Source organism: Rhodococcus tibetensis (assembly GCF_024438035.1).
Taxonomy (GTDB): Bacteria; Actinomycetota; Actinomycetes; order Mycobacteriales; family Mycobacteriaceae; genus Rhodococcus_F; species Rhodococcus_F tibetensis.
This window is the reverse complement of the sequence record NZ_JANFQF010000025.1, coordinates 78,954-89,825: the sequence shown is the minus strand read 5'-3', so window position 1 is coordinate 89,825 and position 10,872 is coordinate 78,954. Positions and strand designations below refer to the sequence as shown.

Below are 10,872 nucleotides of genomic sequence, written 5' to 3'. Positions count from 1 at the left end.
GCAACTGGATCAAGACCTGGAACGACGACCCGAAGCCGTTCGTCTGGCACAAGACCGCCGAGGAGATCCTCGATTCCCTGGCCAAATATATCGCACGAATTTCTGACGCGGGACACTAGCTAGAATCGGGCGATGGACAGGACCGACTGCGCCAGCCGGGTGATCGCGGCACCACCGGCGACTGTCTACGGCGCCCTCCTCGACCGGGAGTCCCTCGAGGCCTGGTTGCCGCCCGACGGCATGCGCGGACAGGTCGAACGGTGGGATCCCAGGCCTGGTGGCGGGTTCCGGATGGTCCTCACCTACCTCGAAGCCGCCGACAGCCCCGGCAAGACTTCCGATGCGACGGATGTCGTCGATGTCGGATTCGCCGACCTGGTGCCACTGGAGCGCGTGGTGCAGCGAGCCGTGTTCGAGGCTGACGACCCGTCGTACGCGGGCACCATGACGATGACCTGGCACCTCGCTGCCGCCGGTGACGGGACCGAGGTGACCGTCACCGCCACGGACGTGCCACCCGGCATCGACCAAGCGGTACACGAGGCCGGGATCGCCTCCTCGCTGGCCAACCTGGCGTTGTACGTCGAAGGGGCCGGCTGACTCAGGTCGGCGGCGACCCGGGTCTGGCGTTGGGGCAAGAAGGGAATCTGGCCGAAGCCGAATGCTATTGCCCGGGAGGTCGAACCCCGTCAGCTGGCGGGATCGTACTGGAACGCGCGCACCTCCTGCGCGCAGCGGCAGGCAACCGCGATCTTCGCAGCCCATTCCAGTGCCGCCTCGCGGGAGGGCAACTCCAGCACCGTGTAGCCGCCTTCGAGCTGCTTCGTCTGTGGGTACGTGCCCTCGGTCACCGTGCCATCCCCTTCGACCAGGACCGGCGGAACGCTCTCGTCGATTCCACCGCCGAACACCCAGACGCCGGCGTGCTTCGCCTCCTCCACCACCGCGTGCGCCGCATCCGAAACTGCCTGCAGATCCTCGTCGGGCAAGACCATGGCACCGCTCGGGAACGAGATCAGGTATTTCGTCATCGCGTCGACTCCTTCTTCGCACGTCAGGGGATCGGACCATCCTCGCGGACACGGCGCGGCGCGCACAGGACTCGCTCGCGCCCACCCCCAACGGGGCGGAACGGGCCGTCTCCACAACCGCGCTCACCGCGGCCGAGCCCACCATCCCAGGACACTGTCGACGACCACTGAAGTCCCTGTGGATCGCACCGGACGGGTCCGGTGCGACCGTTCACCGAAACCGTGATGGGAATCGCGACACCGGTCGACGGCGGATATGTCGCAACGGTCGAACTGCAGTAGCACGGTCGGCCGTCGGGCTACCATGGTCGGCATGTTCTTCGGACGAGGTTCACGGAACGACCACTAGCGTCCGAGAAGCCTGTGACGCGCTCGGTCGGAACGACACCGGAAGCGACGGCGTCCAGCGGCCCGCCGCCACAGTCGACCACTGTCGAAGACATCGTCGGGCGGTTCGCGGCCGCGTGGGAGTCCGCGGACTCCGCGCCGCGCCTCGCCGATTATCTGCCCGCGGATGCGGCGCTCCGCAGGGTGTCTCTGATCGAGTTGATCAAGGTAGACCTGGAGAAGCGGTGGCTGCGCGGCGACAACCCGAAGCGGCTGGCCGAATACGGGGAAGAACTTCCCGAACTCGGCAGGTGGCCGCTCCCGCCGGACCTGATCTACGAGGAATTTCATCTCCGCCGGCGCAGCGGTCAACCGGTCGACGCCTCGGACTACACACGTACCTTCCCGGCGCAGGCACGCGAACTCGACGAACTGCTGAGCACAGGCGAGTACCACAGCACGTCGATCTACCACCGCGAACACACCTCGGCGGTGCCGTCTCCGAGTAGTCCCGCACTCGAAGATCTCGACGTCGGACAGCGGGTCGACGACTTCGACCTCATGACGGTGCTGGGGCGGGGCGCGTTTGCCCGAGTCTTCCTCGCCCGCCAGCGGTCGATGCAACGACTGGTCGCTGTGAAAATCTCCCAGGATCACGGAACCGAGCCGCAAACACTCGCCCAATTCGATCACGACTACATCGTCCGGGTCTTCGATCAACGCCTCCTCGCCGATCGAACGCTGCGCGTGCTGTACATGCAGTACGTGCCGGGCGGCACGTTGCTCGGAGTGGTCGCGCGCGTGTGGGAGACGGCACCCGATCTGCGTACCGGAGTGCTGTTGCTGGAGGCGGTCGATCGAGAGCTGTTGAGCAAGGGCGAGATACGGCCCAGCGAATCCCGGGTGCGTGAGGAAGTCGTGGCCCTGTCGTGGCCGGAGACTGTGGCCTGGCTGGGCCGCCGATTAGCCGAGGCCCTCGACTACGCAGGCAAACACGGTGTCCTGCACCGCGACGTGAAACCCGCCAACGTGCTGCTGACGGCAGAGGGTGTCCCAAAGCTGGCCGATTTCAACATCAGCTTCAGCGACACCATCGCCGGGACCAGTCCGGTCGCGTACTTCGGCGGTTCCCTCGCGTACATGTCACCGGAACAGCTCGAAGCGATCCATCCGGAGCGGCCGGGGACTGCGGCGGACCTCGACACGCGCAGCGACCTGTACTCGCTTGCAGTGGTCCTCTGGGAGTTGCTCACCGGAAAGAAGCCTTTCGACGACATGCCCGTCGGCAACACAGACGCGGAAGCAGAAACGCACCCGCCCGGAGATCGCACCACCCTCGACGCGATGCTCGAACGACGCCGCGGCCGTCACGAACCCGAAATCGCGGACCTTCCGGCTGACTGCCCGAGCGCGCTGCGGCGAGTGCTGCTGAAGTCGCTCGAGCCCGAGCCGGCGGATCGGTTCTCCACCGGAGCCGAACTGTCGCAGCAGTTCGACGTGTGTCTTGACGCCCACGGCCGCGATCTGGTGGATCCACCACCGGGAAGTTGGCGGTTGCGGATGCGACGGTGGACGCACCCGATCATGTTCCTCGCCATCGCTGTACCGAATCTCCTGGCGATTCTGTACAGCTACCAGCACAACACCACGCTGATCATCAACAAGCTACCGCCCACCGCGCAGAGCAGTTTCGAGCGCATCACCCGAATCGACTACGCCACTGCCTTTGTGATCGGGGTAGTGGGCACCGTCTCGATGGCGATGTATCTGACCAGGGTGGCGGGTGGGCTTCGGCAGGGGAAGGCGTACGACGGCCGCCACCTCGCCCGCGCCCGCAGGGACACCCTGCTGCTCGGACAGCGATGTGCCCTGCTGTGTCTCGGATTGTGGGCGGTGACCGGCATCATCGTGCCGGCCACGCTGCAGGTCAGCGGAAGTGAGGTGCCGTGGAACACCGTTGTCCACTTCACCGCCGCGCAACTCGTCTGCGGCGCCATCGCCGTCGTCTATCCGTTCTTCTTCGTCAATTTCTATGCCGTCCGCTGCCTGTACCCGGTCTTCCTGCCGCACGGAGAGATCAGCGCTGCGGATGCCCGCATGCTGCACCGGCTGGGTCGGCGCAGCATGTTCTTCCTGGCCGCGGCGGCCGCAGTGCCGCTGCTCGGTGTCGCGGGCGCGACATTCATTACCCCGGAAGACCTACCGCACGTGGTGGTCGCGCTGCGTGTGCTGTGCGTGGGGAGTGTCTTCGCATTCGTCGCGGCGTACTGGATGTTCCGCCTGCTGACGGAGGACCTACAAGCACTTGCTCGCGTCGTGTCGGGTGTACCCCGGCACGAGTGAGCGTCCGTAGAAGGGCGAGATGATCTGAGGCGGGAGGGCGCGGGACTGAAAAGCGCCGCGCCCTCCCGCCTTCCGAATCAGGCTCCGGCTGCGGCGAAGCCGGTTTCGAGGTCGGCGAGGATGTCGTCGATACCTTCGATGCCGACGGCGAGCCGGACCAGTCCGGGAGTCACACCGGCGGCGAGCTGCTCCTCCGGGGTGAGCTGCGAGTGCGTCGTCGACGCCGGGTGGATCACCAGCGAGCGCACGTCGCCGATGTTCGCGACGTGGCTGTGCAGGGTGAGCGCGTTGACGAACCTCTTACCGGCGTCGACACCGCCGGCCAGTTCGAACGTCACGATCGCGCCCGGACCCTTCGGGGTGAGCTGCTGTGCGCGCTCGTGCCACTGCGAGGACGGCAGACCCGCGTAGGCCACGGACGTGACCTCTGGGCGGGCCTCGAGGAACTCGGCCACCTTCTGGGCGTTGGCGACGTGCCGCTCCACGCGCAGGCTGAGGGTCTCGATGCCCTGCGCGATGAGGAACGCATTGAACGGGGCGACCGCGGAACCCAAGTCGCGCAGCAGCTGCACGCGCGCCTTCAGTGCGTAGGCAGGGGCGCCGAGGTCCGCGAAGACGACGCCGTGGTAGCTCGGGTCCGGGGTGGTGAAGTTGGCGTGGCGGCCCTGGGTCCAGTCGAAGGTGCCGCCGTCGACGATCACACCGGCGATCGCCGTGCCGTGACCGCCGAGGTACTTGGTGGCCGAATGCACCACGATGTCGGCGCCGTGCTTCAACGGCTGCAGCAGATACGGCGTGGCCACCGTGTTGTCGACGATCAGCGGAATACCGTTGTCGTGCGCAATCTTCGAGATTTCCGGCAGATTTAGGATGTGGTTCTTGGGGTTGGCGATGGTTTCGCCGTAGAACGCCCTGGTGTTCGGCCGGACGGCTGCGCTCCACTGCTCGAGGTCGTCGGGATCCTCGACGAACGACACCTCGATACCCAGCTTGGGCAGCGTGTAGTGGAAGAGGTTGTACGTGCCACCGTAGAGGTACGGGCTCGAGATGATGTGGTCGCCGGCCTCGGCGAGGTTGAGAATCGCGAAGGTCTCCGCGGCCTGCCCGGACGAGAGCAGCAGCGCGGCGACGCCCCCTTCGAGTGCGGCGATGCGCTGCTCGACGGCATCCTGGGTGGGATTCATGATGCGGGTGTAGATGTTGCCCGGCTCGGCCAGACCGAACAGCGCGGCAGCATGATCGGTGCTGTCGAACGTGTACGAGGTGGTCTGGTAGATCGGCAGGGCCCGCGCCTTCGTGGTGGCGTCGGACGTCTGCCCGGCGTGGATCTGCTTGGTCTCGAACGACCAGTTGATGCTGGGATCGATGCTCTCGGTCACGAGTGGTGTACTCCAGATTCGGTGAGGTGGATGTGGTGAATCAGTTTTCGCTGGTGAGTGTTTCGACCACGGTCTGGACCGGGGTCTGATTGCGGGTCAGGTCGAGAACGGGGCAGTGCGCATCCACCGCTTCCTGCAGTTCGAGGTAGCGCTCCCGCGATTCCGGGCCGGTCAATGTCACGACAACCCGCACTTCGCCGAATCCGGCACGGACGGACTCGTCGAAGCCGAAGAACCCACGCACGTCGAGATCTCCCTCTGCCCGTGCGGAGATGTCGTCCACTCGGATTCCGAGCTTGTCGGCCCAGAAGCGGTAGGTGACCACTTGGCACGACAGCAGCGACGCGAGGTAGTACTCGACAGGGTTGGCGGCGGCGTTGTCACCACCGAGCGCGGGTGGTTCGTCCACCTCGACGCGGTATTTGCCGAGGGTGACGGTGCTGGCCACGGCATCGTGCGCCTGAGCCGACGCACGGAAAACGACCTGGGCGTTGGAAGGATTGTGGGAAACGGCGTCGGACGTGGCGGTGATGACGGACGACAGATGCGATGCGGACGCGGTACCGGTGGCAGGCATGGTGATTCCTTCGAGCGGAGGGTGTACGGGATTGGCCCGGCGGAGAGAAGATTTCGCCGGGATGGGTCCGATCAGAGGCTGGGACACCCTGAGGTACACACCAACGCGAAGTCGACATGGCGGCGCCGCGTCAGCAGCTCGCCGGAGTCGATCGCGCGGAAGTCGGTCACGGAACAGACTGTAACCGGACGACACGCATTCCGACTAGTCCTATAGGAAATGCGTTCACTTGGTGGGCAGTGCCCGGCACAACGCGTCGAGAGTCGCGGGGAATCGCGCCGCCGACGGCGTGCTGTAGCCGACGACGAGGCCGTCCGGGCGATTGGCGGGTCCGTCCGGATGACGGAACGTGCGCAGACCCTCCACTGCGAGACCGAGGGACGCGGCCCGGTCTACGGTGGCCGCCTCGGTCCCGGCCGGAAGTTCGAGAACAGCGTGCAAACCGGCCGCGATTCCGGTCACCTGCACATGTGGTGCACGCGCGGTGACGGTATCGACGAGGGTGTCGCGCCGACGGCGGTACACGGCACGCATCCTGCGAACGTGCCGGTCGAATGCGCCCCGCTCGATGAAGTCCGCCAGGGTGAGCTGGTCCGTAGCGCTGACCCATCTCTCGTATACACCTTTGACTGCCAGGACGTCGTCGATCAGCCTTTCCGGCAGCACCATCCATCCCACGCGAATCGCGGGGGACAGCGACTTGCTCACCGTGCCCAGATAGGCCACTTGATCCGGGGCCAGACCCTGCAGGGCGCCGACGGGTTGGCGGTCGTACCGGAACTCCCCGTCGTAATCGTCCTCGATCACGATCGATCCCGTCACGCGTCCCCATTCCACGAAAGCCGTTCTCCTGCTGGGATGGAGCGGTCCGCCGGTGGGGAATTGATGAGCCGGGGTGAGTAACGCCGCCGACAGTTGCCGGTCCGTCGCATCCGGGGGCTGCGCTCCGCGGGTGTCGAGGTGCAGGGGGATGGTGGAGACGCCGGCGTCGCCGAGAAGTTCGCGATGCAGATGCAGCCCGTACCCTTCGACGGCGATCGGTCCCTTCACGGCGCGGGCGAGCAACCACAGTCCGTGCCCCGAGCTCGCACTGACCACGATGTGGTCGGGTTCGGCGCGCACTCCCCGTGCGCGAGCGAGGTATTCGGCGAGGGCGTGACGGAGCTCGGGGCGTCCCCGCGGATCACCCGGTCCGAAGGCGTCGTTGGGTGCCGAGGTGAGCGCCCGGCGGGCCGACGCCATCCAGGCGGCACGCGGAAACTCCCCGACGTCGGGCGAACCGGGCATCAGGCTCAACGTGGGTCCGGGCGCGGCGGTGGAGCGGGTGCGTGGACTCCGGGCAGGCTCGCCCGTCCGATCAGCGACCCGCGTCCCCGATCCCTGCCGGGCGGTGAGCCAGCCCTCTGCCACGAGTTCGGAGTACGCCTCGGCGACGGTGTTGCGGGCGATGCCGAGGTCGAGGGCAAGAGTGCGGGACGGCGGGAGGGTGGTGCCGGCGACGAGTCGTCCCGATCGAATCGATTCGCGCAGAGCGGAAACCAGGTTTGCGCGCACCCCGGACGCGCGGCCGACGCCGCACGCGGTCAGGTCGAGATGGAGGTCTCGGCCCAGACCCGAATTGGCCCAGGTTTCCATGCTCGAATTGAACCATACAGATGGGCTATTCTGCGCCTATTCTTCTCGTATGACCACAACAGAGCGAAAGACCCGAGTCGATCTCGCACGCAAGGCCCCCGCCGTCTACAAGGCAATGATCGCCCTCGACGCCGCGGCACGGCAGGGCCTCGACCCCGAGCTGGTCGAGCTGGTGCTCACTCGGTGCTCCCAGGTCAACCACTGCGCGTGGTGCATCGACATGCACACCGCCGACGCCAGGAAGATCGGGGTGAGCGAGCAGAAGCTGTTCCTCCTCAATGCGTGGGAGGAGGCGCACGGCCTGTACACCGAGAAGGAGCGGGCGGCGTTCGCCCTGGCCGAGTCGATCACAGTCTTGACCGACGGGTTCGTTCCCGACTCGGTGTACGAGGAGGCGGCAGAATATTTCGAGGAGGCAGAGCTGGCTCAGCTCATCTCCCTGGTGCTCACGATCAACGCGTGGAATCGGATCGCCGTGAGCACGAGGAAGACGCCGAAGGTGCGCTGAGGGCAGCAGCGACGAGGTCAAACTCGCTGTGCGCCGAGGGCGTCGATAGCGGCCTGCAGCTTGGTGGTGGCCTCGTCGGCGACCTCGCAGAGCCCCTGCTCGTCGGCCACGGACACCATCAGCGCCGGATTCATCGCATCGACGATGATCGTGTTCTCGGCGGACGTGTCGGTGCGGACCACCACGTTGCAGGGCAGGAGCAACCCGATCTGCCGGTTCACGTCGACCGCGCGGTGCGCGAGCGGCGGATTGCAGGCGCCGAGAATGAGGTAGTCCTCCATGTCCTCACCGAGCTTCGCCTTCAAGGTCGCTTTCATGTCGATCTCGGTGAGCACCCCGAAGCCCTGATCCGCCAGAGCCTGGCGGGTGCGCTCGACGGCGTCGTCGAAGGAGCTGTGCAGAGTCGTCGACAATGCGAGTTTCATGACTGATCCCTTTCGGGTCGGAGAACAGTACATCAGGCAGGTGCGAGGACGGACCCGAGTGCGCAGGAGACTGCGGCACGCTGTCTTCGTCACCGACCATGGTGCTGCCTTCTGGGTTGCCTACCTTGGCAACGATACGCCGTGGGGTAGGTGAAACATATGGTGTGCCGAGGTGCCGGTCGACGCGATGGACGGGGTGCACGTCTCGTCGTGGGCGGTGGGTCCGGATACACGCGTGCCTGACCTATATGCTTGTTGTCCAGTTGTTTTCATTCTGTTCGCGCGAAAGTTGCAGCGCCCGTGACACATGCCACAGTATGACGCCCGATTCGGGCGTTTCGCCTCGAGGTGACCGTAAGGTGTCGACATGTCGATCCTCGAGAAAGAGAAAGCGCCCCCATCCGGTGCCGTCCCCGGACCGACCTTCGGTGAGAGGTTGCGACGCAACGCCCGATACGACCTGCCGGCGTCGCTCGTCGTCTTCCTCGTCGCCCTGCCCCTGTCACTCGGAATCGCCATCGCCTCCGACGCCCCGATCATGGCAGGGCTCATCGCGGCGATCGTCGGCGGCGTGGTCGCCGGATCGATCGGCGGATCACCCCTCCAGGTGAGCGGACCGGCGGCCGGATTGACCGTGGTGGTAGCAGAATTGGTCGGCACTTTCGGTTGGCGCGCTACCTGTGCCATCACCGTCGCGGCCGGATTCCTGCAGATCATATTCGGGCTCAGTCGAATTGCGCGATCCGCTCTGGCGATCGCCCCGGTTGTGGTGCACGCCATGCTGGCCGGTATCGGAATCACCATTGCTTTTCAGCAGATTCACGTTCTTCTCGGCGGAGGGTCGCACAGCTCGACGTGGGCCAACATCGCGCAGCTTCCGTCCCAGCTCGCATCCGCGCGATATGGCGAAGTCCTGATCGGATCGGTCGTGATCGCCATACTGTTGCTGTGGAAGAAGGTGCCACGCAAATTCGGCGTGCTGCCCGGACCCCTCGTCGCGGTAGTGGTGGCAACCATTGCTTCCCTGGTTCTCCCGCTCGACGTCGATCGAATCACGTTGGACGGCTCGCTGTTCGACGCGCTGTCGCTGCCTACGATGCCGCAAGGTCCGTGGCTGGCGGTGGCGACGGGTGTGCTCACCGTGGCGCTCATCGCCAGCGTCGAGAGCCTGCTCTCCGCAGTCGCGGTGGACAAGATGCACGGCGGCACCAGGACCGAATTCAACCGGGAACTCGTTGGCCAGGGTTCGGCCAACATGGTCTCGGGGCTGATCGGCGGACTGCCGGTCACCGGTGTCATCGTGCGGAGTTCCACCAACGTCGCGGCCGGGGCACGTACCCGCGCGTCCGCGGTGCTGCACGGCGTATGGATTCTCGTCTTCGCCGCGTTACTGACCGCGCTGGTTCAGCAGATTCCGATGGCCGCGCTCGCCGGACTGCTCATCGTAATCGGTATCCAGCTCGTCAAGCTCGCCGACCTGCGTACGGCCAGGCGCACCGGCGACCTGTGGGTGTACGGCGTGACCGTGGCAGGTGTGGTCTTCCTCAACCTGCTCGAAGGCGTGATCGTCGGTCTCGCGCTCGCGGTGGTCCTGCTGCTCTGGCGGGTCATCCACCCCAAGATGCGCGCGGAGCCCATCGATGCTTCTGGTTCCGGGGACTCCGGGCGGTGGCGCGTGACCGTCGAGGGGTCGTGCAGCTTCCTGTCCATGCCGGCGTTGACCGGGCTCCTCGCGAAGGTGCCCGAGGGCGCGCACGTCACCGTGGAACTGGCTGTCGACTTTCTGGACCACGCCATATTCGAGGCGATCGACCAGTGGAAGCGGCACCATGAGCGGTCGGGCGGAACCGTAGTGATCGATGCACTCGGCACCTTCGACATGGATTCCGTCGGTGAAGCTCCTCCCCGACGTGGGATCGGGGTGGCGGGTGTCCGAGGATTCGCACCCTGGAAGAGCTGGCAGCCCCGGCACTCTCGCGCCGACGACTCCACACCGGTCGCGCTGCGCCCACTGCTGGCGGGAGTGTCGGAGTACCACCGGCGCAATGCCGCGCACCTTCAGCCGCATCTCGACGACCTCAAGGACGGTCAGGACCCGGATTCGCTGTTCCTCACCTGCTCTGATTCGCGCATCGTCCCCAATGTGATCACCAGCAGCGGGCCGGGCGACCTCTTCACCGTGCGTAATGTGGGCAATCTCGTTCCGGCGGGCCGACAGGACGTCTCGGTCGAGGCAGGACTGGCCTTCGCCCTCGAAGAACTGGAGGTCAGCTCGGTGATCGTATGCGGCCACTCCGGCTGCGGCGCGATGAAGGCCGTACTCGCACAAGCGCCGTCCGAGGCCGACGGGTCCGACCGCGACGCGGTCGAACAGTGGCTGGCGTTTGCGCAGCCGAGCCGCAAGGCGTTCCTCAGTGGGCATCCGGTGGCGCGTGCCGCAGCCGAACTCGGATTCGACGAGATCGACCAGTTGGGCATGGTGAACGTGGCGGTCCAGGTGCAGACCCTCGGGCGTCATCCCCTCGTGGGCGCGGCGGCGGCCGAGGGGCGAGTACGCGTCGCGGGAATGTTCTTCGACATTCCGTCCGCGCGCGTACTCGAGATCACCTCGACCAGTGTGTCCTACCTGGACACGGTGCCCAGCTGA

At 66.0% G+C, this 10,872-nt stretch carries 9 protein-coding genes and 1 pseudogene; 5 read left to right on the top strand and 5 right to left on the bottom strand.

Annotated elements, in window-relative coordinates; translation table 11 throughout:
* Positions 1-119 (top strand): annotated as a pseudogene (locus tag NOF53_RS23795) (IS630 family transposase); the annotation flags it as partial.
* A gap of 13 nt (positions 120-132) precedes the next feature.
* On the top strand, positions 133-600 hold the full coding sequence (locus tag NOF53_RS23790; protein ID WP_255973426.1) for an SRPBCC family protein: 468 nt from the start codon (positions 133-135) through the stop codon (positions 598-600).
* An 89-nt stretch (positions 601-689) separates the two neighbouring features.
* On the opposite strand, the gene NOF53_RS23785 is transcribed toward NOF53_RS23790, so the two are convergent.
* Positions 690-1,031, bottom strand: a complete 342-nt coding sequence (locus NOF53_RS23785; protein WP_255973424.1) for a YciI family protein — start codon at positions 1,029-1,031, stop codon at positions 690-692.
* 441 nt (positions 1,032-1,472) lie between these two features.
* Here NOF53_RS23785 and NOF53_RS23780 point away from each other — a divergent pair, with 441 nt between their 5' ends.
* On the top strand, positions 1,473-3,701 hold the full coding sequence (locus tag NOF53_RS23780; RefSeq protein ID WP_255973437.1) for a serine/threonine-protein kinase: 2,229 nt from the start codon (positions 1,473-1,475) through the stop codon (positions 3,699-3,701).
* A gap of 77 nt (positions 3,702-3,778) precedes the next feature.
* Here NOF53_RS23780 and NOF53_RS23775 read toward each other — a convergent pair whose 3' ends face one another.
* The 3 genes from NOF53_RS23775 to pdxR all read right to left on the bottom strand — a co-directional run bounded on the left by NOF53_RS23775 (position 3,779) and on the right by pdxR (position 7,292).
* Positions 3,779-5,080 carry a bifunctional o-acetylhomoserine/o-acetylserine sulfhydrylase gene (locus NOF53_RS23775; RefSeq protein WP_255973422.1) on the bottom strand — a complete coding sequence of 434 codons (1,302 nt, stop codon included), beginning with the start codon at positions 5,078-5,080 and terminating at the stop codon, positions 3,779-3,781.
* 40 nt (positions 5,081-5,120) lie between these two features.
* Positions 5,121-5,657 (bottom strand): OsmC family protein, encoded by a 537-nt coding sequence (locus tag NOF53_RS23770; RefSeq protein WP_255973420.1) that lies wholly within the window; start codon positions 5,655-5,657, stop codon positions 5,121-5,123.
* A gap of 225 nt (positions 5,658-5,882) precedes the next feature.
* On the bottom strand, positions 5,883-7,292 hold the full coding sequence (gene pdxR, locus NOF53_RS23765) for a MocR-like pyridoxine biosynthesis transcription factor PdxR (protein WP_255973418.1): 1,410 nt from the start codon (positions 7,290-7,292) through the stop codon (positions 5,883-5,885).
* A 49-nt stretch (positions 7,293-7,341) separates the two neighbouring features.
* Here pdxR and NOF53_RS23760 point away from each other — a divergent pair, with 49 nt between their 5' ends.
* Complete coding sequence (locus NOF53_RS23760) at positions 7,342-7,800, top strand: carboxymuconolactone decarboxylase family protein (protein WP_255973416.1); 459 nt, start codon at positions 7,342-7,344, stop codon at positions 7,798-7,800.
* Between the two features lie 17 nt (positions 7,801-7,817).
* Here the strand turns inward: NOF53_RS23760 and NOF53_RS23755 are convergent, their stop codons facing one another.
* Entirely contained in the window at positions 7,818-8,225 is a 408-nt protein-coding gene (locus tag NOF53_RS23755; RefSeq protein ID WP_255973414.1) for a DUF302 domain-containing protein, read from the bottom strand.
* 367 nt (positions 8,226-8,592) lie between these two features.
* On the opposite strand from NOF53_RS23755, the gene NOF53_RS23750 reads away from it, so the two are divergent.
* Positions 8,593-10,872: a SulP family inorganic anion transporter gene (locus tag NOF53_RS23750; protein ID WP_255973412.1), complete on the top strand. Its 2,280-nt coding sequence runs from the start codon at positions 8,593-8,595 to the stop codon at positions 10,870-10,872.

Bases quoted from the DNA above. Each gene is read 5' to 3' on its own strand.
- NOF53_RS23755 (WP_255973414.1), bottom strand. From the start codon at position 8,225: ATGAAACTCGCATTGTCGACGACTCTGCACAGCTCCTTCGACGACGCC.
- NOF53_RS23750 (WP_255973412.1), top strand. From the start codon at position 8,593: ATGTCGATCCTCGAGAAAGAGAAAGCGCCCCCATCCGGTGCCGTCCCC.
- pdxR (WP_255973418.1), bottom strand. From the start codon at position 7,292: ATGGAAACCTGGGCCAATTCGGGTCTGGGCCGAGACCTCCATCTCGAC.
- NOF53_RS23790 (WP_255973426.1), top strand. From the start codon at position 133: ATGGACAGGACCGACTGCGCCAGCCGGGTGATCGCGGCACCACCGGCG.
- NOF53_RS23785 (WP_255973424.1), bottom strand. From the start codon at position 1,031: ATGACGAAATACCTGATCTCGTTCCCGAGCGGTGCCATGGTCTTGCCC.
- NOF53_RS23760 (WP_255973416.1), top strand. From the start codon at position 7,342: ATGACCACAACAGAGCGAAAGACCCGAGTCGATCTCGCACGCAAGGCC.
- NOF53_RS23770 (WP_255973420.1), bottom strand. From the start codon at position 5,657: ATGCCTGCCACCGGTACCGCGTCCGCATCGCATCTGTCGTCCGTCATC.